Raw genomic sequence first — 25,384 nt, 5'->3', positions numbered from 1 at the left:
AGAAGGCTCTGAGATTGGGCCGGCTGGATCCCCGTCGCCGGGGAGCGGGCGCCCCGGCGCGACCACGGAGGCCGCACGTCACGATCGGGTCGGCCGGGAGGACGCGGCGAGGTCGGCGGCGGTCCAGGCCATCGCGACGGCGCCGTCGAGGACGGCACGGTCGGCGGCCGGTGTGATGCACGCGGCGGTGAATTCGGGCTGGTGGTTGACCGCTGGCGCGCAGTCCAGCCCGAGCATGGGATGGATGGTGGGCACGACGTGGGAGACGTTGCCCATGTCCGTGGCGGCTCCGACGGCCGCGCCGCCGGACAGGTCCGCGAAGGTCCGGCCGAGGGCCTCTGCGTTGGCCCGGTACAGCGCCAGCAGCCGGGGGTCGGGCCGCAGGTCGGCGTAGTCGGGGCCGGCCGGGGCGATCGACAGTTCACATCCGGTCGCGAGTGCCCCGGCTTCGAAGCAGCGCTGTACGCGTGCCGTGAGCGGTGCGAGCGCCGACAGTGTGTCCGAGCGGACCACCCACTGTCCTCGGCTGGCCTCCGGGATGATGTTCGCCGCGCTGCCGGCCTCAGTGACGATGCCCTGGATACGGTCCCCGCTCGTGGTCTGCTGGCGCAGCAGCCCGATGGCCACCTGGGCGACCGTCATGGCGTCGGCGGCGTTGAGGCCGCGTTCGGGATAGGCACCCGCATGCGCGGGCGTGCCGCGGTAGGACACGTCGAACATGGAGACCGCCGAGCCGGGCATGGCATCCATCTCGACGGCCGCGGGATGCACCATCATGGCGGCGTCGAGTCCGTCGAAGGCTCCGCGTTCGAGCATCAGGACCTTGCCGCCGCCGCCTTCCTCGGCCGGTGTCCCGAGCACGGTGAGCGTGATTCCGAGGTCGTCCGCGAGGCCTGCCAGCCCGATACCGGCGCCCACCGCCGCGGCGGCGATCACGTTGTGTCCGCAGGCGTGGCCGATCTGCGGCAGCGCGTCGTACTCCGCGCAGACCGCGATGTGCAGCGGGCCGGAGCCCACGGTGGCACGGACCGCGGTGGGCAGGCCGTAGCAGCCGTGTTCGACCTCGAATCCGGCTTCGCTCAGGTGCTGGGCGACCCAGTCACTGGCCCGGATCTCCTGGAAGGCCAGTTCCGGGTGGGCATGGATCCGGTGGGACAGACCCACCAGGCCGCGTTCCGCCGCCCGGATCCGCCGCTCGATGACGCTCTTGGGATTCAACGGTGTGCTCCTCACGGCGCCGGCCGCGCGGCGATGTGGACGGTGGCCGGGCGGGTGGCGGCGTCATAGGCCGCGGTCGCGCCGGTGGCCCCCATGCCGCTGTCGCCGGCGGGTTCGTAGAGGCGTTCGGGACCACCGCCCTGCCACTGGTTGATCCAGACGACGCCTGCGGGGAGCCGGGCGGCCGCGGCGATGTGGCCGGGGTCGTCGGTGTAGACCGTCGCGGCGAGGCCGAAGCGGGACCGGGAGGCACGATCGAGGCCCTCCTCGAAGGAGGAGACGACCACGACGGGGGCGAGCGGGCCGAAGGTCTCCTCGCTCATCACCAGCATCGAGTCGTCGACGCCGGTCAGGACTGTGGCCGGGTAGAAGAAGCCCTTGCCGTCCGGCTCGACCCCTCCCGTGCGGACCGTCGCACCGCGCTCGACCGCGTCGGCGACGTGCCGCCGGACGATGTCGCGCTGACGCCCGTCGACCAACGGGCCCATCATGACGCCTTCGTCGTGGCCGTCGCCCATGGTGTACGTCCGCGCCGCCCGCACCAGGGCGTCGACGAACTCGTCGGCGATCTCCTGATGCACGTAGACGCGTTCCATGGACGTGCAGATCTGCCCGGTGTTGACGAAGGCGCCGAACGCGACGGCGGCGGCCGTCGCGGCGGGGTCGACCCCCGAGTCGATGACGACGGGGTCCTTACCGCCGAGTTCGAGCACCGCGCGGTGCAACAGCCTGCCGGTGCCCGCTCCGACCTTCCGGCCTGCCTCGACAGATCCGGTGAAGTGCACGAGCTGGATCTGCTCGTGCTCGGCCAGAGGAACTCCGGAACGTACGTCGCCGAGAACCAGGTTCACCACCCCCGGCGGCAGATTCAGCAGCTCGAAGAGCCTCACGGCCGACAGCGGGGAGTGCTCCGAGGGCTTGACGACGACGGTGTTGCCGGCCGCCAGCAGGGGACCGAGCGCGCCGAGAACCATGGGAACCGGGAAGTTCCAGGGGGTGATCACCGCGGTGGCTCCCAGCGGGTGACGCAGGATCCTCGTCGCGCTGCCGTCCGGGTGGTCGACCGTCTCCTCGAAGCCGTACGACAGCGCCTGGGCCGCCGCGGCCTTGAGACCGGCCACCGCGCCGTCGATGAAGGTGCGGCCGATCCCGGTCGGCTTGCCCATCTCCCGGCACTCGAGCTCGGCGAGTTCATCGGCGTGTTCGGCGATGGTGTCGGCCCATGCGGAGATGTGCGCGACGCGCTCGGCCACAGGCAGTGCTGCCCATGCGGGCTGGGCGTGCGCCGCTGCGGCCACCGCGCGGTCGATGTCGCCCCGGCAGCCACCGGGAGCGCGGGCGACGACGTCCTCGGTCGCTGGGTTGACGACATCGAGCAGTGCGTCATCCAGGGAGTCCTCCCAGATGCCGCCGACAAGGTTCCGCAAGGTCTTCATAGGGAAGATCTCCTCCGTGGACGGAGCGGGGAGCGTGGCACCGGCACGGCCCGCTGACAAGAATCGGCAAACGGGGCGGTGTCAGGCGATCCGGTCGGCCATGAGCTCACCGACCATGATCGCGGCGAGATTGGTGTTGGCGCGGGGCACGGTCGGGAAGACCGAGGCGTCGACCACGTGCAGGCCGTCGACGCCGAGGACGCGGCACTCGCTGTCGACGACCGTGCCGGGGTCGCCGGTCGCGCCCATGCGGCACGTGCTGGTGCCGTGCTGTGCGTCCACGACCGTGGCCAGCAGGTAGTCGTCGAGTCCGGTGTCGCTCTCCAGCACGGAGAACAGAGCCGCGTTGTCGTGCTCGAGCGAGCCGGCCGTGATCTCCGCGACCTCGGGCCTGCGGGCCACGTCGACCAGCGCCCGCACACCGTGGCGCATGCGGGCGAGGTCCTTCTCGTCGGACAGCATCCGCTGCCGCACGAGCGGCTGGTCGGAGGGGTCGGCCGAGGCGAGCGTCAGCGCGCCGCGGGAGTGGTTCCGGTTCAGCCAGACCCCGAAGGCTCCCGAGCTGGTGCCGGTCGAGGCGGTGGCCATGGCCAGCACGTTCTGGTTGAGCGAGACGAACATCAGGTCGTTCTGCGGGGCGTCGGCGCCGCTGGTCCATCGCACGCAGACGTTGGTGTGCCGATCGTGCGGCGTCCTGATCGCTGCCGCGTCCGTCAGGGGGATCGACACCAGAGCCATCGGGTGGTCCTGCATGCCGCGCCCCACCGGAAGGTCCTGACGCACGTCGATGCCCACGGAGCGCAGGTGCGCCGCGGGGCCGACGCCCGAACGCATGAGGATCGCCGGGGAGTGGATCACACCGGCGCTGAGGACGACGGTGTCGGCACGCTCGGTCACCACCTGTCCGCCGACGAGCAGCTGGACGCCCGCCGCCCGACTCCCGGCGAAGATCACCCGGTCCACGAGGGCGTCCCCGCGGATGGTGAGTGTGCTCAGGTCCCGGGCCGTCTCCAGGTACGCGTCGTTGACCGTCACCCGCCGGCCGTCACGCGAGTTGATCGGATACGGCGAAACGCCGGTCGCCGAAGGCGCGTTGACGTCCGGGGCCCAGCCGAAACCGGCCGCGAGAGCGGAACGGGCCAGCGCCGTGTCGACAGCGCCCCACTGGTCCTGCGGCATCCGGTGGATCGGCGTCGGCCCACCACGGCCGTGGTGCGGCTCGTCCCCGAACTCCGTGTCGTCCTCCAGTTTCGCGAAGTAGGGCAGGACATCCTCCGGTGACCATCCCGGACAGCCGAGGGCCGCCCAGTCCTCGAAGTCCGCCATGGGCGGACGGATCGCGATCTGTCCGTTGACCGACGAGCTGCCACCGACCCCCCGGCCGCGCCAGTACGGCGCTTGCTGTTGCTTGTCGGTGCGGGAGGACATCAGGCCCGTCCAGAGCAGCCCATCGGCCGCAGTGGGATCCATCAGCGCGACCACCGGGTTGGGCGAGCGCCACGCCTCATGCATCTGCGCCGACCGGTAATCGGGTCCCGCCTCCAGCAGCAGGACCCGCCTGCCCTTCTGCGCCGAGCGAACCGCATATGCCGCACCCGCGGATCCCGCCCCCACCACGATGACGTCCCAGTCGCCGCTCGTCATATCTCGTCTCCCGCCGTAGGGTGATCGGTCGTGGCCTCGGAGGTGTGCAGGCTTGCCCGGTACTCTCCACTCGAGCATATGGTTCAGTCAATACTGAACGTTCATTTTATTCTGATCCTTGGAGGCCTCGGTGTCCCAGGCGGCCGAGGGCGTCGGAGCCGACGCGCGCGAAGCCCTTGTCGAGGAGTTCGGCATGCATGTCGGCCGGGCTATGGGCTGGCCGCCGATGGCCGGCCGGGCAGCCGGCCTGTTGATGCTGAGCGAGGAACCGATGACCCTCGCCGAACTCCAGGACGCCCTCGACGCGAGCAAGGGGTCGGTCTCGGAGATGACGCGACTGCTCGTCACCAACGGCACCGTGGAGCGCTACAAGGCAGCCGGACAGCGGCATTTCGTCTACCGCTGGAGGGACGACGCCTGGGCCGGGTGCCTACGGCACATCGTCGCTTCGACCACACAGCTGCGCGAGCTCGCCGAACAGGCGCAGGTGCGAGGCGCCGGCATGACGGCCGTGCAGCAGCACCGGCTCGGCGAGATGCAGGAGTACTACCGCTTCATGGTGAGCCATCTCGAGTCCCTGCTCTCGGAGTACACCGCCGCGCGGGAACCTCGCGGGACGCAGCCGTAAGCGCCGGTCGACCGAGGACGGACTCCGGGCGCATCCGAGGCAGGTGGAAGCCGGTCGGCCAGTGCTCTGCGGCAGCCGGCCCGGCGGTGTGTCCGGGCCGGCCTCTCCGGGGTTACGGCGACGTCGGTGTGAGGTCGATGGCGGCGGCCGGGCAGACCGCGGCGGCTTCACGGACCGCGGTGTGCTGGTCCTGCGGGGGCGCGGCGTCCAGCAGGACGACGATGCCGTCGTCGTCGCGCTGGTCGAAGACCTCTGGGGCGATCAGGACGCACTGGCCCGCGCCGCAACACTTGTCCTCGTCGACGGTGACGTTCACGCGGACGCTCCCTTCAGCGGGGTGGTGGTGGAGTTGGCCGAGCGGGCCGCCGGGCGGCGGGGGAGGGGGATCACCAGCGCACGGGGACGGTGCGCAGACCGCCGACGAGGAGCCCTTCCACTCGTTGCAGGTCGTGCACGGGCACGGCCAGTTCGAGGGTGGGCAGCTTGCGCAGCAGGACATCCAGCACGACCTGGAGTTCGGTGCGGGCCAGTGCCTGTCCGAGGCAGGAGTGGGGTCCGGCGCCGAAGATGAGATGGGGGTTGGGGCTGCGGCCCAGGTCCATCTCCTCGGCGTTGTCGAAGACGTCTTCGTCACGGTTGGCGGCGGGCATGCTGCAGATCACCGTGGTGCCGCCGGGGAGGGTCCGGCCGCTGATCTCCGCGTCCTCGGTGAGATAGCGGCGCAGGCCGAATCCGAGGTTGGTGTCGAAGCGGAGCGCCTCTTCGACGGCGGTGCGCACCAGGGAGGGGTCGGCGAGCAGCTGCTCCCATCGGCCCCGGTCCGCCAGGAGCATGGCGACCATCTTGCCGATCATGTTTGCGGTGGTCTCGTGCCCGGCGACCAGGAGCCCCATGGCGGTCGCCAGCAGCTCCGCGTCGGTGAGTCCCTGGCCATCCGCGGAGTCCCGGATGAGCGTGCTGATGAGGTCGTCGGTCGGCTTCTCGCGCTTGGCCTCGATGTGACCGGACATGTACTGGACGAATTCGGTCTGGGCCCGCTCGGTCTCCTCCTGGGTGAAGCGCGTGATGCTCAGTAGTGCGTCGGACCAGTGGGAGAAGCGGTCATGGTCCTCCGCGGGTACCCCGAGCATGTCGCAGATGACGTAGACGGGCAGGAGGAAGCCGACGTGTGCCTTGAGGTCGGCGGGGGCGCCGACGGCGACCATGTCGTCGACGAGCCGTTCGGCGGTTGCCGTCATGCCGGGCCGAAGGGCTGTCATGCGCTTGGCGGTGAACCACTTGCTGACCCGGCGGCGCCATTGCTGGTGGGGCTCGCCCTTCGCGGGCAGGGACAGCGCGTCCGAGCTGCCGGAGGCGAGGGCTCCGCCCTCGCCTCCGGGCGCGAGGCGGGCCGCGCCGTCCTCTGCGGCAGGGCGGGCGAAGCGCGGGTCGGACAGCAGTGCCTTGACGTCCTGGTGGCGTGTGAGCAGCGTCGCTCCGTCACCGCTGGGCAGTTCGACCGAGGCCACGGGGCACTGGCTGCGCAGCCGCTGCCAGTCGGCGGGGGCGTCCAGGGGGCCCTGTTGGGGGAGCGGGTAGTGCACGGTCTCTTGGTTCTGACTCATCAATGATCTCCCTCGGAAATGTGGGGCTTTCGTCCGGTGGGTGTCGCTGCGGGGTGGTGCTGGTCCGGGGGCGTGGGCAGGTCTCCCTTTGCTCGGCGACCGGGGCCTTGTCACCCGGAGTGGCGTGTGGGTTTCACGCGGAGCGTGCGGCGTCGGCCGGTCGGCGTCCCCAGGCGGAAGCATTCACGCATTGCACCACACACAAAAAAAGCATCATGCATACAAGTTGCATTGTGCTCTCTATGAGCATCATGCACATTTGTGACGTAGGGTGAGGATGTGCAAATGACAGAGCCGGAGATGCCCCAGATGGATTCCCAGCAGGCGGGGGAGCAGCTCGAGCGGGAGCTCCTGATCCTCACGCGGCACCAGGAAATGGCCTCTCCCCGCCGGCTGCACGGCAGCGAGGCCCTGGAGCGAAGCGCCTATGTGCTCCTCAGCCGGATCGAGGCACAGGGGCCCATGTCGGTTGCCGATCTCGTCGATGCCTTCGGGCTCGCCGCCTCGACCTTCAACCGTCAGACGGCCGCCCTCCTCAGGGACGGACTCGTCGAACGGACCCTCGACCCAAACGGCGGGGTGGCCAGGAAATTCCGTATCACCCAGAAGGGCGTCGACGCCCTCAGAGCCGACCGGGGGAAGGTGGTCGACGGGCTCGCCGAAGTGGTCACCGACTGGGCTCCCGAGCGCCTCGGCCGTTTCATCGCGGACCTTCAGCAGTTCAACAAGGACATCGAACGGCTCACGGGGCGTCCCTGGCCGCGCTGACGCTCCTCCTCGCCCTCGGTGGCGAGGCGAAAAGCCGCCGACGGAGACCAGGGCCCCTGGGGCGACTTTCAGGCCATGATGCCTTGCGGCTAGTTTGGGTGCAGGACAGGTAAGCGGGCCCGTGGTGGCAGAGGTGCACGGGGGACGGGAGGTCGGGGAGAGTGTCGCTGCGCGTGGGCGATCCAGCCGAGATCGGCGGTTATCCGCTTGAGGCGCGGCTCGGCTCGGGTGGCATGGGCACGGTCTTTCTGGCCCGTACGAGTTCGGGGCGGCCTGTCGCGATCAAGCTGATCCACCAGCAGTTCGCGGGGGACGACGAGTTCCGCATCCGGTTCCGGCAGGAAGTGGCGGCGGCGAGGCGGGTGAGCGGCGCGTTCACCGCCGCCGTGGTCGACGCCGCCCCTGAGGCCGAACAGCCGTGGATGGCGACGACCTATATCGAGGGACACACGCTCGCCCAGCACATCGCAGCCAACGGCCCCCTGGACGGGGCCGAGCTGCGAAGGCTCGCCATCGGGCTGGCGGAGGCGCTGCGCGACATCCACCGGGTGGGAGTCGTCCACCGTGATCTGAAGCCCTCGAACGTCGTGCTCTCGCCCGAGGGCCCGCGCGTCATCGACTTCGGTATCTCGCGCGCCGCGGACCAGCAGACGCTGACGATGACAGGACGGGTCATCGGTACGCCGCCCTTCATGTCACCGGAGCAGTTGCAGGCGCCGCGTGGTGTGGGGCCACGGTCCGATGTCTTCTCGCTGGGGACGCTGCTGGTGTACTCGGCAACGGGCCACGGGCCCTTCGACGCGGACAGCCCGTACATGACGGCGTACCAAGTGGTGCACGAGGAGCCGTCGCTGGATGCCGTGCCGGCGGCTCTGCGCGCGGTCGTGGAGTCGTGTCTGGACAAGGAGCCCGAGGGGCGCCCCTCGGCGGACGAACTCCTCGTGCTGCTGCGGGACCTGCCTGCCGACCTCGGCGGGACCGCCACGGACACGGCCGGCACGGGCCGCACCCGCGACATGATCACCCAGCCTCACCGCGCAACGCCGGCCCCGGCCACCGCCCCGGCCGGCCCCGACACAGAGAGCACCAGCACCCGCATCGGCCGCCGTCTGCGCAACCGATGGCGTCCTGTGCTCGCGGCCGCGGTCGCGGTGGCAGCGATCGGCGGGGGAGTCGCCGCGCTGGAGGCGGGTGGCTTCGGGGGGAACACCGGCGGCGACCAGGGCAACAGCGTCGCAGCGCCGGGCGCCGCACTTCCGGACGGCTTCGAGCCGTGGCGCAAGACCGTGCAGAGCGGTGGCGAGGGCATCCCCGACGAGCTGCGTTGTGTCGCGCGCGGCGACGCGCTGTTCTGCGGGGGCGGCGGGGTTGTCGCGACCCGTATCAGGGCCGTGGACGGCTCACGGGCGTGGACGGTGGAGAGCCCGGGCGTCCCCGTCCAGGGCATGCACCTGGTGGGCGCCACCGACGACACGGTGCTCGGTTACCGCTTCGCCTCCCAGGACGCCCCGCAGGGCCCTCCCAGCGAGGTGGTGGCCGTCGACGCGGACAGCGGCAAGGAGCTGTGGTCCGTACCGACCGGTGCCCAGTCGACGGCCGTCACGGGCCGGACTCAGGACGCCCTCGTGGTCGGCTCCGCCGTTGTGACGGTCGACGCTTCCGGCTCCCGCTTCGAGGCCCGGGACGCGCACAGCGGTGAGGTCACCTGGACGACGTCGTTCCCCACGGGTACGCAGTGCGCTCCCGTCCTGGTGGGTCCACGGCTCGTCGCGATGTGCGCCGATGGCGCGGAGGTGGATGCCTCGGAGGTGCGCCACCCCACCCTGTACGCGGTCGACCGCGCCTCGGGGGCACTGGGCAGGCCCATCGCGGTCGACGGCCCCGCCGTGCCCATGGGCGTCACCGACGGCAGGCTCGTACTCCTTCAGGAGCACAGGGAGGGGCCGGAGCCGACCGGTTACGACGGGGTGGCGCTGGTCGACCCGGCCTCGCGGAAGGTCACGTACTCCCGACTGGCCAAGACGTACGAGGGGACTCCCGGCATGGCGGGCGGCACCCTCTACGTGAGCGGGCAGGCCGGTCTCATCACGGCGCTCGACCCCGCGACCGGCCGGAAGAAGTGGTCGCGGCAGACAGGCGTGGAGGGCGCGTCGGGTCCTGTGGCGGGAGCCGACACGCTGTATTTCAGCTCGGCCACCGGTCGGGTGGTCGCTCTCTCTCCGCACGACGGCAAGCCCCTGTGGACCACGGATCCGCAGGTCGACGGAGTGACGGGCGAGCAGGGCGCAAGCCCGCGCGTGACCGTCGCGGGGCGTGCGCTGGTCGTGGCCGCGGACGAGAACACTCTCTTCGCGTTCGACGCGCAGAAGCCGCCGACGTCGGGCTGACCCCGGCGGCGGGCAAGCAGAGTTCCGGCACTCCCGCACGTATGCCGCGCCGAGCGTGAACGTGTCGCGGCCGCGTGTTCTCAGACGGGGTAGGCGTGGGTCTGTGTCGCCTTCACCGTCGCCCAGACCGCCGCGCCCGGGCGCAGGTCGAGTTCGGCGGCGGCGAGCGTGGTCAGGTCCGCGGCGAGCGGCAGTTCTCCGGTGAGGTCGGCGCGGATCTGGTCACCGTGGGTCTCCAGGCCCGCGATCTCGCAGTGCCAGAGGTTGCGGGCGCTGGCGCCGGCGGGCCGGTCGCGGTAGAGGGTGACCGCGTTCGGCGGGAAGGCCACGAAGGCCGGGCCGGACAGGACCTCGGCAGTGGTGATCGGAGGGCCGGCGTCCAGACGGACGGTGTGGCCGTCGGCCGTGCCCCGGTAGAGATTCAGGCCGACCAGCTGAGCGATGTAGTCCGTACGGGGATGGCGTGCGATGTGGGAGGGTGCGCCCTCCTGGACGACCCGGCCGTCCTCGACCACGACCAGTCGGTCGGCCAGGACCATGGCGTCCAGCGGATCGTGCGTGACCAGCACGGCGACGGCCTCGAACTCGGCCAGGTGCCGCCGGAGCTGCGATCGGACCTCCAGGCGGGTGCGGGCGTCCAGCGCAGCCAGCGGCTCGTCCAGGAGCAACAGGCGCGGGCGGGTGGCCAGCGCGCGGGCGAGCGCGACACGCTGGGCCTGGCCGCCGGACAGCTTGCGCGGCTTGGCGTCGACGTGGTCCGCGAGCCCCAGACGGACGAGCCACTCGGCGGCCTGGGCCCGGGCCGCCGCCTTGGCCGCGCCGTGGCAGCGCGGTCCGAAGGCCACGTTGTCCAGCGCGGAGAGGTGGGGGAAGAGCAGATAGTCCTGGAAGACGACGCCGACGGGGCGGGACTCCGGCGGCGTACGCTCCAACGCCGTGCCGTCCAGCCGCAGATGGCCCTCGGTGAGCGGCGTCAGACCGGCCAGAGCGCGCAGGGCGGTGGTCTTGCCGGCACCGTTCGGGCCGAGCAGAGCGACGACCTCTCCCGGCGGGACGGCCAGTGCCACGTCGAGCCGGAAGGTGCCGCGCTCGACGACGAGGCGGGCGTCGAGGCCCTCTTCGGGCCTGTCGGAGCGCGGGGTGCGGGCGGTGTCGCGGGTGTCGGGGGTTTCGGTCATCCTGCTGTCATCCAACGGTCGCGCAGACCGGCCAGCACCGCGATGGACACGGTGAGCAGGACCAGGCTGAGGGCGATGGCCGCCTCCGGGTCGCTCTGCAGCGCCAGGTACACGGCCAGCGGCATGGTCTGGGTTCGGCCCGGGAAGTTGCCGGCGAAGGTGATCGTCGCACCGAACTCGCCCAGGGCGCGAGCCCAGGCCAGCACCGCGCCCGCCGCGATGCCCGGCGCGATCAACGGCAGCGTGACCCGGCGGAACGCGGTGAAGCGCGAGGCGCCGAGTGTGGCGGCGGCCTCCTCGAAGCGCGGGTCGGCGGCGCGCAGGGTGCCCTCGACGCTGATGACGAGGAACGGCATCGCGACGAATGCCTCCGCGATCACGACTCCAGCCGTGGTGAACGGCAGTGTGATCCCGAACCAGTCGTCCAGTGACTTCCCGACGATGCCGTTGCGGCCGAGTGCCATCAGCAGTGCCACACCGCCGACCACGGGCGGAAGGACGAGCGGCAGGGTGACGAGGGCCCGTACGAGACCGCGGCCGGGGAACTCGACGCGGGCCAGCAGCCAGGCCAGCGGCACGCCGATGACCAGGCTCACCGCCGTGGCGGCCGTGGCACAGACCAACGACAGCTGGAGCGCCTGCCACACCTCGGCGCTGGTCAGCAGATCGGGCAGGCTGGCCCACGGGGCCCGTACGAGCAGCGCGAGCAGCGGCACGATCAGGAATGCCAGGCCGAGCAGCGCGGGCACCAGGAGCGGCAGGGGCACGCCCCGGCCCCCACCGGTCCGGACGCGCCGACGCCGAGGCCCGGGGCGGGTCGCGGCGTCGGACTTGTCGAGCCTCGTCACGACTTGAGGAACCCGGCCTCGGTCAGGACCTGCTGGCCCTCGGGGGACTGCACCAGGGCGATGAACGACTTGGCGGCCTCGGCGTTCTCCGTGTCCTTGAGCTCCACGATCGGGTAGTCGTTGATGGCGTCGGCGGACTCGGGAAAGTCCACCCCCTCCACCTTGTCGCCCGCCGCGTGCACATCGGTCTTGTAGACGACGGCAGCGTCGGCCTCCTTCAGCTCGACCTTGGTCAGAGCGGACTTGACGTCCTGCTCGTAGGAGACGGGGGTGAGTTCGAGCTTGCTGGCGTCGAGGGCCTTCTGGGCGGCGGCGCCGCAGGGCACCTCCTTGTCACAGAGCACCACCTTGAGATCGGACCCGGTGAGGTCCTTCAGCGAGGAGATCTTGTCGGGATTGCCCGGAAGGGTGGCGATCTCCAGCTGGTTGCGCACGAAGGTGGCGGGTGTGCCGGAGGCGTCCCCGGCGTCGGTGACGATCTTCATCGTCTTGGGGCTGGCCGAGGCGAAGACGTCGGCCGGGGCGCCGCCTGTGATGCTCGCGGCGAGGGAGTCGCTGCCCCCGAAACTAAAGGTGACCTTCGCGCCGGGGTGCTGCTTCTCGAACTCCTTGCCCAGAGCCGTGAAGCTCTCCTTGAGGGAGGCGGCGGCGAACACGGTCACCGTGCCGGACAGCTTGTCCGACGAGGAGGCGGACGCGGAAGAGCCCGACGCCGTCGACGAGGAGTCGCCGGACGACGAACAGGCGCTCAGTGCCAGCAGCGCGGCAGCACCTGCACCGGCCACCTGAAGAGTCCGGTGGGTCCGGCGTGCGGTACGGGTCATCACGGGTCTGCTCCCTCTTGTCCTGCTTGTCCTGATGGACTCAATCACCTGTGGTCCTGGCGGACCTCGATCCGGCAGGTATGCGTGCGCTGATGATACTGCCGCAGATGCGAGGGGAAAGTCTGCTGTCGCTTCGCATGAGGCCGAGTAGCCATGGCCATGGCTGGTATGTGCGTTTGTACGGGGTGTGTGGCCGGGTACGTTCATCCGGGAGGTGGTAGCCCGTGAGTCAGTCCTTCGCAGCTGCCGGTCCGACCGCAGGCCCGGTGCCGGAACTCGTCCTCACCGGCGATCTGGGCCGTCCGTCCCGGCTGACGGTGCCCGACCTGCTCGCCTGGCCGCAGCACCGGGCGGCCGTAAGCTTCGAGTGCGCCACCAGCGGCGTCCAGCACCACCGATACACGGGGCCGCTGTTGCACGACGTGCTCGTGGGCGCCGGGCCCCGCTTCGATCCGGCCCGTCGCAAGGACCGCCTGCGCTTCCTGATCGCGGTGTCCGGCGCGGACGGCCACCACACGCTGTTGTCCTGGGCGGAGATCGATCCCGACTTCGGACGGGCCCAGGTGCTGCTCGCGGTCACCGTCGACGGCGCCTCGCTGGACCGCGCCGGGCCGCAGCTCGTCCTCCCGCAGGACCGTTGCGGCGCCCGGCACATCAGCGGCATCAGCGCGGTACGCGTGGACGGCGGTTACGACACGTGGGAGTGACACCGAGCGCTGTCCGTACGGCGCTTTCGCCCTAGGACACCTCGTCCGCCAGGACGACGCAGGCGCTGAGATGCCAGGTCTGATCCTCCTTCGCCGAGAGTTCCAGATCCACCTCCCGCCCGGTGGGACCGCCGTCCAGCGGAACCTGGAGCCAGGTGAACTCCCGGCCGTCGAGTTGCTCGCTGCGGGCCGCCTCGGCTCCGTCCACGCGCACGATCAGTGTCCTGTTGAACGTGTTGGGGTCGCCGGTGAGCAGATGTGCCGTGGAACGCCCGGCGGGCAGCTTCAACCGCAGCACGGCGGGGGCGCTGTCCCGTACGTAGTCGCGGCGGACGACGTCGAACAGCCCCGTGTCGGTGGCGTCGGGCGTGGTGCCGACCCAGCCGAAGTCCGCGCCCTCGTGCCAGCCGCTGTCGGGCGCGAGGCGGGTGTAGTCCTTCAGTACCGGTGCGTCGGAGGGCCCCGCGTCCAGCGCGTGCACGCAGCGGGCGGCGGGCGGGACGACGACGGCCTTGGCCAGACTGCGCAGCGAGGAGTCGAGGACCCGCACCGATCCCGACCTCGGGCGCGCGTGCACGGTGGCGAGCGCGGGGGCCGCCGGAGGCACGACGGTCATCCTCACCGTCTCGTCCCCCAGGGAGGCCACGTAGCATGTCGCCGGCTCGGAGCTCCATCCTTCGGGCACACCGAGCGTGATGTGCGTGCGCAGCCCGGAGCCGGTCGCGTTGACCACCTGTACTGGCAGTTCGTTGCGCTCCCCGCCCAGCAGTGCCGTGTCGGCGGGAGCGACGGATGCCTGGAGCCAGCTGCGGTCCGCGTCGCGGATCCGGCTCAGGTCGAACCAGTACGCGACCAGGGTGTCCCGCCACCGTGCCGCCTGGGCCGTCTGCTCGCCCAGCTGACGATGGACGTCCGAGAGCCGGCGGTGATCGACGCGGCGACGCAGCCCGTCCCAGGCCTCGCGCATGTCCGCGACCCGGGCGGCGCCGGAGAAGTGGGTGTCGTAGATGTGCTGGATCACCGTCTTCCCGCTGTCGAGCCGGTGGGTGTACGGCACGTGGTGCAGGAAGAGGAGCAGTTCCTCCGGGCAACTCTCCAGGGACTCGTAGGCGTCGCGGATCGCCGGCGCGTACAGCTCGGTGTAGCCGTCGCCGGTGGCGGCGGTGCGGTCGAACCCGAGACCCTCGTGGTCCGACTTGTGGAACTGGGTGGTCGTGGTCGGGCTGGGATCGAAGTGCCCGGTCACCGAGCCGTCCGGGGGATGAGTGATGTACCCCGTGCCGAGGGGCGAGGTGTAGTCCTCGTAGGTGCGCCACGAGCCGAGGAGGAGGCCGGAGACCGTACCGACGACGTGCGGGTCGTTCCCGAACGTCATCCGGGTCCACTCGGCGGCGAGTTCGGCCGCGGACAGTTCCGGGTTCCACGCCAGCCGCCCGTAGCCGTGGGTGTTGGCGGCGGCGAGGTGGGAGCCGGTCCAGTTCGTCGCGTCACCGACGTTCATCACGCCGGCGAACCCGAAGTGGGAGTAGGAGTGCACCCGGCCGGTCACGACACGGGCCACGGTGCTGCCCGGGCCGGCCTTCAGCGTGTCGAAGTCGAGAACCTCCTTCCACTGAGGCACCTGGTAGCACAGGTGGGTGGAGTGCCCGGTGTACTCCTGTGTCACCTGTAGTTCGATCATCGAGTTGGTCCGGGGCAGGGAACCGAAGAGCGGGTGGGCGGGTTCACGGACCTGGAAGTCGATCGGCCCGTTCTTGATCTGCAGGACGGCGTTGTCCGCGAACTTCCCGTCCAGCGGCGTGAAGTCGAGGTAGCCCTGCCGGTCCCACTTCGCGTCGGTGTCATGCACGAACGCCCGCCACATCACGATGCCGCCGTACGGCTTCAGCGCGCCCGCGAGGAGGTTGGCCCCGTCGGCGTGGGTACGGCCGTAGTCCAACGGGCCTGGGCGGCCCTCGGAGTTGGCCTTCACCAGGAAGCCGCCGAAGTCCTCGATCCTGCCGTAGATCTCCTCGGCCTTCCTCGTCCACCAGCCGCGCACCCCGGGGTCCAGGGGGTCGGCGGTGGTGAGCCCGTCCAGATCGATGGGGGCGGCGAAGTTCGCCGTGACGTACAGGGTCACGCCGTAGCGGCGCAGCACGCCCGCCAGCGCGGCCAGTTTGGTGAGGAACGGTTCGGCGAGGTACGTCGCGGGCGTGTTGACGTTGTTGATCACGGCGCCGTTGATGCCGAGGGAGGCCAGGGCGCGCGCGTAGTCGGTGTAGCGGTCGTCGAGCTGAGGCAGCTTCTCCCAGTCGAAGAAGGACCGGCCCGCGTAGCCTCGCTCGATCGAACCGTCGATGTTGTCCCACTGGTCGGCCACGCGCAGCGGGGCGGACGGCCGTTCGGTGAGGGAGATGTGCTCCAGTGGCTGCCGGGTCTGCACGAGCCGTAGGAGGTGGAAGGCCCCGTAGAGCACGCCGCGGTCGGCATGGGCCGCCACCACGATGCGGGTCCTGCCGCCCTTCGCGACCCGGCGGATGACGTAGCCCTCGTCGCCCAACTCGGCCAGGTCGGCCTCGGGCACGAGTGCACGGACCAGGGTGGAACTCGTCGGAGTGCCCACCACGAGCGCCGTGTCCGACGGGGCCTGGGCGCGCGGCGTGACCCGGGTGCCGAGCAGAGCGGTCAGCCCCCGGACGAGCTCGTCCACGGCCGATCGCTGGAGCGGTCCGCCGCCCTGCCAGACCAGGGATCCGAGGGCCGCCCGGTACTGCCCGAGCTGATCAGGGTCCTCCACCTTCCGGTAGCGCAGCCACAGCTCGTAGCCGTTCTCGGCGGGCAGTGCGCCGCCCGGAGAGACCGGCTGTGCCGACGCCGGTGGGGCCAGGGCGAGCGAGCCGGCCGCGCTGCCGAGAGCCGCCGCTGCGAGGACGCTGCGGCGGCGTATTCCTGAGCTCATGTCTCTCACTTCCGTCGACGACGAACAGTGCACGTGCAGGGCCAGGGACAGGCGTCGCAACCGTCACATGCGCTACGACAGGTGTCAACATAGTCAACCAGAAAAGAACACCTGTGCCTTGAGGTGTGCTACGGGTCCGTGCGTGATGAGTTGAGCGGATAGCAGACAGGCCTGGAATCCGCCCAGTTCAGCGATTTGATTCCATCTACGTGAACGTCAGCCACCTACGTTTACGATCAAAAAGCAACAGATGGGTGGCGCCGAGGAGCGGGATCCGGCCATGGCGGGTTGCGGGGTCCGTCCGTGCCGAGAGGACTGCTTGGACCCAGGTTCGACACACCTGGGTTCAGAGACGGGTGGCGTCGACGACCGCCCGGGCGAAGGCGGCCGGGGCCTCCTGGGGCACGTTGTGGCCGATGCCGACGAGGGTGCGGTGCTCGTAGCGGCCGGTGAAGCGGTCTCGGTAGGAGGAGCCCTCTCCGGGAGCGGTGAAGGGGTCGCGCTCCGCGTCGATGGTGATGGTGGGCGTGTGGATGAAGGGGCGGGTGGCCAGCTTCTTCTCGTAGGTATCGAAGCGGCGTTCGCCGTCGGCGAGGCCGAGTCGCCAGCGGTAGTTGTGGATGACGATGGCGGCGTAGTCGGGGTTGTCGAAGGCGGCGGCGGTGCGTGCGAAGGTGGCGCCGTCGAAGTCCCAGGTCGGAGAGACGGTGTCCCAGACCAGGCGGCACAGGTCGTCGCGGACGTCCGGTGTCTCCATGGCGGTGCGGCCCCGCTCTGTGGAGAAGTAGTACTGGTACCACCAGCTGTACTCCGCCTTCGGAGGCAGCGGTGTCTTCTGCGCATCGACATCGGTGATGAGGTATCCGCTGACCGAGACCAGAGCCGTGACCCGGTGAGGCCACAGGGCGGCGATGATGTCGGCGGTGCGAGATCCCCAGTCGAATCCGGCCAGGGCGGCCTTCTCGATCTTGAGGGCGTTCATCAGGGCGATGATGTCCAGGGCGATTGCCGACTGCTGGGCGTTGCGGACCGTGCGCGAGGACAGGAACCGTGTCGTGCCGTGACCGCGGAGATACGGGACGACGACCCGGTAGCCCTGGTCGGCCAGGAGGGGGACGACGTCGATGTAGCTGTGGATGTCGTAGGGCCAGCCGTGCAGGCAGATGACCACGGGGCCGTGCTGAGGTCCCGCCTCGGCGTAACCGACGTCCAGCACGCCTGCACGCACCTGCTTCAGGCCGGTGAATGAGGGGTGGGTGGCCGTGGGCGGGGTGGGGGCGGCCGTCCGGGGCGGCGTGCCGGCCGGCTCCACGGCCGACGCATCCCGTAAACCGGCCAGTGACATGCCGACCGCGCCTGTACCCATACCGACGGCCCTGCCGAACCTGCGCCTGTTGATCATGTGGTGGCCCTTCCTGTGCCGACTGTTGACGCGCCCGTCCCGCACCGTGCGTGAGCAGGCGTACGGCGTCCCGGCCGGCATCAGTTGTGCGGTGCCCGCCGGGCGTGCCGCTCGCCGACTTTGACATGCCCTCGCGTCACCGGTCAAGGCGGTGACGCGAGGTGTGTCGGGCGTTTCCGGGCGGGAGGTGGTGACGTGCCCGGGCTGCCGTGCGTCCGGCCCGCGTCACCGCCTTGACCGGTGATGGACTGGGGTGCATGCTGCAAGGAGTCAGGCGTTGTGGCCAGCCGTCACCGAACGAGCGGAGATCGACCGTGAAGAGCGAACAGGCGTCGGAGAAGGACACCGCTGCGATGCGGCGGCGCGCGCGTTTCGGGAAGCTGCCCGACCGCATCCCCTACCAGGACCTCATCGAGGAGGAGGCCACCGCTCCGGGCGCCGGATCGGACAACCGCTACGACCCCGAGGGTTCGTGGAACCGGTTCTCCTGTCTGGCCCTCGATCTCGCTCCCTGAGTGTTCTCCCTGCGCGTCCTCGCCGTGCGGTGGCCGCCGCGCTTCCCCCGTACGGCTCCGAGAGCCCCGGTCGACCGCTTGACCGTCCTTGGGCGGGGTAGCGAAGTGACATGGCTACTGACAAGACATCTACTGCCGCGAGCGGTTACGTGCAGCCCGAGGTCGACGTCCGGGCACTGACCGAGGTGCTCGACGGCGAGTATGCCGAGATTCGCGGCCTGGTCCGGAACAACCTGGTCACGTATGCCTCCGTTCTCGAGGAGGCCGACGAGCTCGGCGTCGACGCCTTTCGCGAGCGGGTGCGTGAGCTCGTGGTCGACATGGCTGCGACGGGGCAGACCGGTATGGGCTTCCCGAGCAGGTACGGCGGGGGCGGCGACATCGGAGCCTCGATCGCCGCGTTCGAGACGCTGGCCTTCGGTGACCTGTCCGTCCTGGTGAAGGTCGGCGTGCAGTTCGGACTCTTCGGCGGCGCGATCCTGCATCTGGGCACCGAACGCCACCACGACGCCTTTCTGCCGGACCTGATCACGGGGCAGCTGATGGGTTGCTTCGCGATGACGGAGAGCGGGCACGGCTCCAACGTCCAGGCACTCGGCACCTTCGCGAGGTATGACGCCGTCGCCCAGGAGTTCGTCATCACCACGGACGGCGACCAGGCGCGCAAGGACTACATCGGCAACGCGGCCCGCCACGGCGAGCTGGCGGTCGTCTTCGCCCAGCTCGAGGTGGGCGGGAAGTCCGAGGGCGTGCACGCGTTCGTCGTGCCGATCCGGGCCGGCGGCGAGGTGGCGCCCGGCGTCAGGATCGAGGACGACGGCCGCAAGATGGGCCTCAACGGCGTGGACAACGGCCGTATCTGGTTCGACGGCGTGCGGGTGCCGCGCGAGGCGCTGCTCAACCGCTTCGCCGACGTCACCGCCGAAGGCGCCTACGAGAGCTCGATCGAAAACCCCGACCGGCGCTTCTTCACCATGCTCGGCACGCTGGTGCAGGGCCGGGTCAGCGTCGGCGGCGCAGGGGTGAACGCCGCGAAGGTCGCCCTCGCGATCGCCACGAAGTACGCCGTGCGGCGCCGGCAGTTCGAAGCGGCCCCGGACGCGGGGGAGCAGCTGCTCCTCGACTACGGTCTGCATCAGCGTCGCCTGCTGCCGCTCATCGCCCGTACGTACGCGTTGCACTTCGCGCAGGACGTGGTCCGCACACAACTGCACGAGGTCTTCTCCGGCATCAAGGACGACGCGCACGCGCGCCGACAGCTGGAGTCACGGGCCGCCGGCACCAAGGCGCTCGGCACCTGGCACGCCACCCGGGTCGTCCAGGAGTGCCGGGAGGCGTGCGGGGGCGCCGGCTATCTCGCCGTCAACCGATTCGCCGCCCTCAAGGCGGACAGCGACATCTTCACCACCTTCGAGGGCGACAACCACGTCCTGCTGCAGCTCGTGGCCAAGGGCCTGCTCACCCATTACGCGAGCGAGTTCGAGGACCTGGACCAGCTCGGCATGGTCCGCTACGTCACCGGCCTCGCCGTCGAGACGGTCATGGAGAGGACGTCGGCCCACAAGCTGCTCGAGCGGGTACGTGACCTGCTGCCCGGTGGCGACGAGTGGGACCAGGAAGCAGGCCTGCTCGACTCGGAATACCAGCTCGCCATGTGCCGCTACCGCGAGGAGCACATGCTCGCGGGCGTGGCACGCCGGCTCAAGAGCGGGATCGACCAGAAGCGCGATCCCGGCGTCGTCTTCTCGCAGGTGCAGGACCACGTCATCGCGGTCGCACACGCACACGTCGAACGGCTGGTGCTGGAGGCGTTCGTCGACAAGGTGCGTGCACTGCCCGAGAGCGGCAACAAGGTCGCGCTGGGCCTGCTGTGCGACCTGTTCGCCCTGTCGACGATCGAGGCGGACCGGGCCTGGTTCATGGAACACGGCCGGCTGACCGTCCAGCGTTCCAAGGCGATCAGCCGTGAGGTGAACGACCTCTGCCGCAAGGTCCGGCCCCTCGCGGTCGGCCTCGTCGACGCCTGGGGCATCCCGGCCGAGATGCTGCGCGCGCCGGATCTGGTGGGCTGATCCGGGACGGAGCTCCCGCTCAGCCACAGCGAGGACGACGCCGGACCGCCCGCCACGGCCGGGGAGGGGGCGCCCCTCCGGCACACGCCCCGTGTTCCTCCGGGGAGCGGCAGGTCATCCGAGCCGGACGCCGCCACCCCCGACGTCCAGAAGGTTTCTACTCGCTGATCCTGGACCGGCGGATCGGACCGTACGAGCTCCACTCCGCCGTTCACACCGCACGGCCCGCTGTTCCGGTTGAGCTGAGGGTCCGGCGTGACGGTGTTCGCGTGGAGGCCCGCCCGGACGGGGAGAAGCTGCGCCGAAATCCGCCTGGCCCTCTAAAGGATGAACCATGGCCGGATACCCGTATGCCGTGATCAACGACTCTCCACGCTGCTGCTGTGCACAAGACGAGCAACGATCAGGACAGGCGCCGGCGGGCCGGGATCGCCAGGGTGGGGAAGCAGCGGCAGGGCCGGGACGCCCCCACGGCCCCGGCGGACCCCTCGGCGGGAGTACCTCGCCGGGCAGCACCGAGCGAGCAGGCGCGGTACTGGTTCGACAACACGCTGGCAGGTGGCGCCGCCGTCCTCATCGGTTGGCTCGCTGTCGCGTGCCTGGTCATCGTCGTCCCGGCGAGTGCCATTCTGGTGTGGACGGACGACGGGGCCCCCGACGACCGGTGGGCGAAGGCCGCGGCGGTGTGGCGGAGCGTCGGACAGACACTCCGGTTGGGCGGAGAGGCCGGATCACCCCTGCGCGTCGCCCTGTCGGTCCTCCTCGCCCTGGTCGCACTCTTCTACGTGTCCACCCTCGTCAGCCTGATCACTGCAGCGATCACCGAGAAACTCCTCGACCTCCGGCGCGGCCACTCCACCGTCCTGGAGAACGGCCACACCGTCGTACTCGGCTGGTCCGACCAGATTTTCACGGTCGTGGCCGAGATCGTGGAGGCCAACAGCAACCAGGGGCGGAAAGCTGTCGTCGTTCTCGCTGACCGGGACAAGACGGACATGGAGGAGGAGCTGCGTACCGAACTGGGCGACACGGGGGGTACTCGGATCATCTGCCGCAACGGGCGCCCGACGGACCCGGCCGCAATCGAGCGGGTCAGCCCGGCCACGGCGGACGTCGTCCTGGTGCTACCGCGCGACGAACCCGACGAGGACGCCGAGATCGTCAAGAACCTGCTGTCCCTTCGGTCCGTGATCGACGGCAACTGCCGTGCCCGGATCCTGGCGGTGGTCCGGGACGAGCGCTACCGGCTCGCCGCGACGCTCGCCGCCGGCCCGGGTGCGGTCGTCCTGGAGATCGACGACATCACCGCACGGCTCGTGGCGCAGTGCGCCCGGCAGCCCGGACTGTCGCTCGTGTACCAGGAGTTGCTCGACTTCGCCGGAGACGAGTTCTACGTCGTCGAGGCGCCGGCACAGGCCGGTCGTCCATTCGCCGAGGTCCTGAGGGCCTATGTGTCGTCGACCGTGGTCGGCGTCCTACGGGCTGACGGGGCGTTGCGGCTCGCCCCGCCACCCGACTCGCTCGTGTGCACGGGCGACCGGCTCGTCGTGATCGCGGAGGACGACGACACCACGGTGGAGGCTTCTGAGCCCGCGGCCGTCGACGCGTCGGTGATCGTGTCCCGGCCACCGGCAGCGGTGCGGTCCGAAAGGATGCTCCTGCTGGGGTGGAACCGCCGCGCACACCGCATCGTCCGCCACTTGTCCCACCACGTCACCCCCGGTTCGGTCCTCCACGTCGTGACGGACGGCGGGGAGCTCACCGCCGCGGAGGTGCGGGCCGCGGAGACGGAGGCCTCCACCGGCCTCACCGTCGTCCTCAACCCCGGGGACCCCACCCTGCCCGGGACGGTGAACGGCCTGGATCTCGCCATGTACGACGGCGTCATCGTCCTCGGCCCCGACCGCAGGACCTGTGGCGGCGCACCGGACGACCGGACGCTGGTCACCCTGTTGCTCCTGCGCGAACTGGAACGCACATCGGGGGGCCCGGCCGCCGTGGTCACCGAGATGACCGATGACCGCAACAGGGCGATCGCGCCGGTCGGCCCCGGTGCCGACTTCATCGTCAGCGGCAAACTGGTCGGCCTCCTGATGTCTCAGATCTCGCAGAACCGGCACCTCGCCGAGCTGTTCGAGGAACTCCTCGCTCCGGGCGGCAGCACGATCCAGCTCAAGCCGGCCGGCCACTACGTCAGGTCGGGGTGCCACGCTTCCTTCGCCACCGTCGTCGAGTCGGCCTCGCGCCGAGGGGAGTGTGCCATCGGATACCGGTGCCGTGACCGTGTGACGACGGGCCCCGACTACGGGGTGCGGGTCAACCCCTGCAAGACCGACGTCCGGCGCTGGAGTGGGGACGACGATGTCATCGTGATCACCCGGCAGTGACCTCCGGCGGCGACCGGTGCGGTGGGTCTCCCGTCGCCCGGTTTCCCCACCGGCGGGTGGAGGCCTCGGCGTCACTCGAACCTGTATGTGGCGCTACGGCGTGAAAACCGCTCAGGGACGGGACATGTGACGGGGCATGCGAAGCCGCAGGTTTCTCGCGCAACGGTAGCCTCCAGGCGCGAGAGCCGACGCCGTTCGCAACGTGGAACCGCCTGCCGGCGGTTCACCTCCCGCGAGGAACTCCGCGCGGGAGGTTCGCGCGTCCCGGCTGGGGGCCGTCGAGCGCGCCATCGACGAAGGCCTGCTCCGCTCCGACACCCCGACGGAACGGGCTGGTGCTCTGCTGCCTCAGCTCATGCGCCTCGCGTCACGGCAGATGCCCGGGCTGACCGCAGCCCGGGCGTAGTGGACGTACTGCTGTGGCGTCCCCCGCTGTGGCAGCAGCACGACCGCGTGCCCGCATGCGGGGGTAGAGGCCACTCCGAACGCTCCATGACGTTCAGGAGAATGCCACGTTCGCGGGGGAGGGCTCGCGCCGTCGTGGCGGGCCCCCGGTCAGCGGCAGGTCAGACGCGGTCCGCCGCGATGAGGAGGTACTGGAAGGAACCGTCCTTGTAGGAGTTGATGAACGCGTCCTCGATCCCCGTGACCAGCGAGGAAGTCGCCCGCAGCTCCCAGTAGGGCAGGGTGTCGGGGGTGAGGTCGATGACGGCCTGCGGCACGAGGCGGTTGTCGGCCATGGCGCGCAGGTACTCCCGGCGCGAATGGATGTTGCACTCGAAGTGCGTGTTGATCTGCGAGACCCACTTCGAGGGCTGCCCGTACCTCGGGTTCCAGCAGCCGGTGATGGTCACGTAGCGGCCGCCGACCGAGAGGATGCGGGAGTGTTCGGCGAAGAGGTCGTCCAGGTCGACGTACATGCTGGACTCGTTGTTCCATGAGGCCGCGGCCGACCCGGTCCCGAACGGCGTGGCGAGCATGTTGCAGACGCGGGCCCGGACGCGGTCCTGGATGCGGAGCTCGCGGGCACGGCCGTTGGCGAATTCGGCCTGCTTGGCGGAGAGCGTGACACCCTCGACCTTGGATCCGAAGCGCTGGTGCGCCATCACCATCGAGCCGCCGCGGCCACAGCCGGCGTCCACCAGAGTGTCGTCGGGCCCGATGTCACCGAGGTTCCCCAGGAGGAACTCGGCCTGCGCCGACTCCAGCCGGTGGAGCTCGGAGATCAGCTTCTTCTCGCTCGCGCCGTCCTCGGGGTCGCCCAGTGCGGCATGGTCCACCTCGCCGATGCCGTAGTGGTGGTGGTACAGGCCGTCGACATCGCCGAGACGCAGGTTCACGGGCCTGGCCTCCCCGTCCCAGTAGCGGGCGATGTCCCCCTGGTAGGGCGTTGCCGGGCGGGGGATGCGCACGGGAGCGGTGGTGGCGGCGGTGGTGAGCTCGGTGTCGGTCACAGATGCATCCATTCTCTTACCAGAAATCGGGCAGGCTGTAGCGATAGGTGTTGGACCGGTGCCAGTGGTGGTTGCCGTCGACCCATGCGGCCACTCCCCGGAGGAAGCGCCGCACATCCGGGACGGGACAGGCAGCGGCCAGGGCCGAGGCTTCGGTCTCGAAGTCGTGCATGAGGTCGTTGTGGACCTCGACCGACTTCAGATAGGCGTCACGGTCGGAGAGGCCCTCACGCTCGGCGATCACGACGGGCAGGTTCAGGTGCTGACCGGGAGCGTCGAGTTCCTTGGTGTACGAGTACAGGTCGTTCACGATGGTCGTCGCGTTCCCCGCGAGGGCGATGACCTTCTGCATGGCGGCCCTGGCGTGCAGGTCCGCCGGCAGTTCGTAGCCGCCGACCGTGTCGGTGATGGTCGGGCAGGGGCGGAAGTTGTTGAACTGGCGCATAGCCAGGTACTCCCACACCTCCGGGACGTGGTCCAGCTGTGCCCAGGCCGCTTCGGCGAGATACCCCATGTGCAGCCGGGCCATGTCGTGCCGGAGCCGGTCCGCCTGGGAGGGGCTGGCCGCCCGGACGAAGTACTCCATGGCGGAGCGGTAGGCGCGCCGGGGCGCGTCCGCATGCAGCGACTTCGCCCATTGCGGCTGGTACTCCGCCGTCGTGTGCAGGGGATCGAGGGCGGTGTGTGCCAGAAGGAGACGCTCGCCGAGGCCGACGGGCGAGCCCCCGTGGTCCTCGCAGTAGCAGTCGTCGACCGCGTTCTCCGCCACCATCAAGCGGGTGGCGAGCATCAGGTGGTCGACGGTGGGGGCGTCCGGATGGCAGCCGACCATGTAGCGGCCCACGGAGAAGCCGTCGAACTCCTCCTCCCAGTCCTCGGGATACAGACTGATCTCCTCCAGCGCCCAGGACTTGATCCTTCGGCTGACCTCCTCGACCCGCGCCGGGTCGGGCTCGGGCACCGGGTGGTAGTAGAGGCCCGGGACCGGTCTGCCTTCCGCCATGTCGGCAGGCGTGGCCGCGGGCGTCGCCGGTTCCTCCCGCAGGATCAGGCGCAGGCCCGCCGTGCCCAGGCCGCTGGGGCCACGCAGGATCCGTTCCAGGCCGGCGGCGGGCGCCGGCACACCCGCTGCCGGGGCCGCGGGGGGCGTCGGGACGGGGGCGGAGAGTGCGGCCGGGGCGGGCAGGGAGGGCTCGTGGGGCGGGCCGCCGGTGGCGGCCCTGACGCCGGAGGCGCGGGCGGCGGAAGCGAGTACATGTGCCCCGAAGTGGGAAGCGGCCTCTGGCAGGCTCGGCTGTGTCGGTGGCAGCTCAGGCGCGGGCATCCATGGCTCCTTGATGGGGTGGGCAGCTGTCCCGGAGCCCTCCGGGG

Annotated in this window: 19 protein-coding genes; 7 read left to right on the top strand and 12 right to left on the bottom strand. The window is 70.4% G+C overall.

Annotated features, from left to right (window positions below):
• Positions 1–78: 78 nt before the first annotated feature.
• The 3 genes from ACIREO_RS27070 to ACIREO_RS27060 form a co-directional block, all read right to left on the bottom strand.
• Positions 79–1,218, bottom strand: a complete 1,140-nt coding sequence (locus ACIREO_RS27070) for a M20 family metallopeptidase (protein WP_404114726.1) — start codon at positions 1,216–1,218, stop codon at positions 79–81.
• Between the two features lie 11 nt (positions 1,219–1,229).
• Positions 1,230–2,654 (bottom strand): aldehyde dehydrogenase family protein, encoded by a 1,425-nt coding sequence (locus tag ACIREO_RS27065; protein WP_404114724.1) that lies wholly within the window; start codon positions 2,652–2,654, stop codon positions 1,230–1,232.
• Between the two features lie 81 nt (positions 2,655–2,735).
• The gene (locus tag ACIREO_RS27060; RefSeq protein WP_404114722.1) at positions 2,736–4,298 is read right to left on the bottom strand and encodes a GMC family oxidoreductase; all 1,563 of its coding nucleotides are present in this window, start codon (positions 4,296–4,298) and stop codon (positions 2,736–2,738) included.
• A gap of 130 nt (positions 4,299–4,428) precedes the next feature.
• On the opposite strand from ACIREO_RS27060, the gene ACIREO_RS27055 reads away from it, so the two are divergent.
• Entirely contained in the window at positions 4,429–4,926 is a 498-nt protein-coding gene (locus ACIREO_RS27055) for a GbsR/MarR family transcriptional regulator (RefSeq protein WP_404114720.1), read from the top strand.
• Between the two features lie 112 nt (positions 4,927–5,038).
• On the opposite strand, the gene ACIREO_RS27050 is transcribed toward ACIREO_RS27055, so the two are convergent.
• Together ACIREO_RS27050 and ACIREO_RS27045 are read right to left on the bottom strand one after the other, a co-directional pair.
• Positions 5,039–5,242 carry a ferredoxin gene (locus ACIREO_RS27050; RefSeq protein ID WP_404114718.1) on the bottom strand — a complete coding sequence of 68 codons (204 nt, stop codon included), beginning with the start codon at positions 5,240–5,242 and terminating at the stop codon, positions 5,039–5,041.
• A 70-nt stretch (positions 5,243–5,312) separates the two neighbouring features.
• Positions 5,313–6,530, bottom strand: coding sequence for a cytochrome P450 (locus tag ACIREO_RS27045; RefSeq protein WP_404114716.1), 1,218 nt, complete (start codon positions 6,528–6,530; stop codon positions 5,313–5,315).
• Between the two features lie 309 nt (positions 6,531–6,839).
• On the opposite strand from ACIREO_RS27045, the gene ACIREO_RS27040 reads away from it, so the two are divergent.
• Entirely contained in the window at positions 6,840–7,298 is a 459-nt protein-coding gene (locus ACIREO_RS27040; RefSeq protein WP_404115084.1) for a MarR family winged helix-turn-helix transcriptional regulator, read from the top strand.
• Positions 7,299–7,459: 161 nt separating this feature from the next.
• Entirely contained in the window at positions 7,460–9,685 is a 2,226-nt protein-coding gene (locus ACIREO_RS27035) for a PQQ-binding-like beta-propeller repeat protein (RefSeq protein WP_404114714.1), read from the top strand.
• Between the two features lie 80 nt (positions 9,686–9,765).
• Here the strand turns inward: ACIREO_RS27035 and ACIREO_RS27030 are convergent, their stop codons facing one another.
• From ACIREO_RS27030 to modA, 3 genes are read right to left on the bottom strand one after another with little or no spacing between them, the layout of a single operon-like run.
• A complete protein-coding gene (locus ACIREO_RS27030) occupies positions 9,766–10,863 on the bottom strand; it encodes an ABC transporter ATP-binding protein (RefSeq protein ID WP_404114712.1) in 1,098 nt (365 codons plus the stop codon).
• Positions 10,860–11,711 carry a molybdate ABC transporter permease subunit gene (gene modB, locus ACIREO_RS27025; protein ID WP_404114710.1) on the bottom strand — a complete coding sequence of 284 codons (852 nt, stop codon included), beginning with the start codon at positions 11,709–11,711 and terminating at the stop codon, positions 10,860–10,862. The genes ACIREO_RS27030 and modB overlap by 4 nt, the downstream gene beginning before the upstream one ends.
• Entirely contained in the window at positions 11,708–12,535 is an 828-nt protein-coding gene (modA, locus tag ACIREO_RS27020) for a molybdate ABC transporter substrate-binding protein (RefSeq protein WP_404114708.1), read from the bottom strand. Before modA ends, modB begins: the two co-directional genes overlap by 4 nt.
• Before the next feature lie 224 nt (positions 12,536–12,759).
• On the opposite strand from modA, the gene ACIREO_RS27015 reads away from it, so the two are divergent.
• Positions 12,760–13,242: a molybdopterin-dependent oxidoreductase gene (locus ACIREO_RS27015; RefSeq protein ID WP_404114706.1), complete on the top strand. Its 483-nt coding sequence runs from the start codon at positions 12,760–12,762 to the stop codon at positions 13,240–13,242.
• 31 nt (positions 13,243–13,273) lie between these two features.
• On the opposite strand, the gene ACIREO_RS27010 is transcribed toward ACIREO_RS27015, so the two are convergent.
• Both ACIREO_RS27010 and ACIREO_RS27005 read right to left on the bottom strand, forming a co-directional pair.
• Positions 13,274–16,183: an alpha-glucuronidase family glycosyl hydrolase gene (locus ACIREO_RS27010; RefSeq protein ID WP_404114704.1), complete on the bottom strand. Its 2,910-nt coding sequence runs from the start codon at positions 16,181–16,183 to the stop codon at positions 13,274–13,276.
• 346 nt (positions 16,184–16,529) lie between these two features.
• Positions 16,530–17,585 (bottom strand): alpha/beta fold hydrolase, encoded by a 1,056-nt coding sequence (locus ACIREO_RS27005; RefSeq protein ID WP_404114702.1) that lies wholly within the window; start codon positions 17,583–17,585, stop codon positions 16,530–16,532.
• A 314-nt stretch (positions 17,586–17,899) separates the two neighbouring features.
• Here ACIREO_RS27005 and ACIREO_RS27000 point away from each other — a divergent pair, with 314 nt between their 5' ends.
• The 3 genes from ACIREO_RS27000 to ACIREO_RS26990 all read left to right on the top strand — a co-directional run bounded on the left by ACIREO_RS27000 (position 17,900) and on the right by ACIREO_RS26990 (position 22,559).
• On the top strand, positions 17,900–18,100 hold the full coding sequence (locus tag ACIREO_RS27000) for a hypothetical protein (RefSeq protein ID WP_404114700.1): 201 nt from the start codon (positions 17,900–17,902) through the stop codon (positions 18,098–18,100).
• A gap of 110 nt (positions 18,101–18,210) precedes the next feature.
• Positions 18,211–20,172, top strand: a complete 1,962-nt coding sequence (locus ACIREO_RS26995; RefSeq protein WP_404114698.1) for an acyl-CoA dehydrogenase — start codon at positions 18,211–18,213, stop codon at positions 20,170–20,172.
• Positions 20,173–20,555: 383 nt separating this feature from the next.
• The gene (locus ACIREO_RS26990; RefSeq protein ID WP_404114696.1) at positions 20,556–22,559 is read left to right on the top strand and encodes an NAD-binding lipoprotein; all 2,004 of its coding nucleotides are present in this window, start codon (positions 20,556–20,558) and stop codon (positions 22,557–22,559) included.
• A 566-nt stretch (positions 22,560–23,125) separates the two neighbouring features.
• On the opposite strand, the gene ACIREO_RS26985 is transcribed toward ACIREO_RS26990, so the two are convergent.
• Both ACIREO_RS26985 and ACIREO_RS26980 read right to left on the bottom strand, forming a co-directional pair.
• Positions 23,126–24,013, bottom strand: a complete 888-nt coding sequence (locus ACIREO_RS26985; protein ID WP_404114694.1) for a geranyl diphosphate 2-C-methyltransferase — start codon at positions 24,011–24,013, stop codon at positions 23,126–23,128.
• 16 nt (positions 24,014–24,029) lie between these two features.
• Positions 24,030–25,337 carry a family 2 encapsulin nanocompartment cargo protein terpene cyclase gene (locus tag ACIREO_RS26980; RefSeq protein ID WP_404114693.1) on the bottom strand — a complete coding sequence of 436 codons (1,308 nt, stop codon included), beginning with the start codon at positions 25,335–25,337 and terminating at the stop codon, positions 24,030–24,032.
• Positions 25,338–25,384: the final 47 nt, after the last annotated feature.

Source organism: Streptomyces sp. NPDC102441 (genome assembly GCF_044765585.1).
Taxonomy (GTDB): Bacteria; Actinomycetota; Actinomycetes; order Streptomycetales; family Streptomycetaceae; genus Streptomyces.
Note: the sequence above shows the minus strand (reverse complement) of the source record. Positions and strands in the feature narration are given on the sequence as shown.

Excerpts from the sequence above, each read along its gene's own strand:
- ACIREO_RS27065 (WP_404114724.1), bottom strand. The coding sequence starts at position 2,654 with ATGAAGACCTTGCGGAACCTTGTCGGCGGCATCTGGGAGGACTCCCTG.
- ACIREO_RS27060 (WP_404114722.1), bottom strand. The coding sequence starts at position 4,298 with ATGACGAGCGGCGACTGGGACGTCATCGTGGTGGGGGCGGGATCCGCG.
- ACIREO_RS27045 (WP_404114716.1), bottom strand. The coding sequence starts at position 6,530 with ATGAGTCAGAACCAAGAGACCGTGCACTACCCGCTCCCCCAACAGGGC.
- ACIREO_RS27040 (WP_404115084.1), top strand. The coding sequence starts at position 6,840 with ATGGATTCCCAGCAGGCGGGGGAGCAGCTCGAGCGGGAGCTCCTGATC.
- ACIREO_RS27030 (WP_404114712.1), bottom strand. The coding sequence starts at position 10,863 with ATGACCGAAACCCCCGACACCCGCGACACCGCCCGCACCCCGCGCTCC.
- modA (WP_404114708.1), bottom strand. The coding sequence starts at position 12,535 with ATGACCCGTACCGCACGCCGGACCCACCGGACTCTTCAGGTGGCCGGT.
- ACIREO_RS27010 (WP_404114704.1), bottom strand. The coding sequence starts at position 16,183 with ATGAGCTCAGGAATACGCCGCCGCAGCGTCCTCGCAGCGGCGGCTCTC.
- ACIREO_RS27005 (WP_404114702.1), bottom strand. The coding sequence starts at position 17,585 with ATGATCAACAGGCGCAGGTTCGGCAGGGCCGTCGGTATGGGTACAGGC.
- ACIREO_RS26995 (WP_404114698.1), top strand. The coding sequence starts at position 18,211 with ATGGCTACTGACAAGACATCTACTGCCGCGAGCGGTTACGTGCAGCCC.
- ACIREO_RS26980 (WP_404114693.1), bottom strand. The coding sequence starts at position 25,337 with ATGCCCGCGCCTGAGCTGCCACCGACACAGCCGAGCCTGCCAGAGGCC.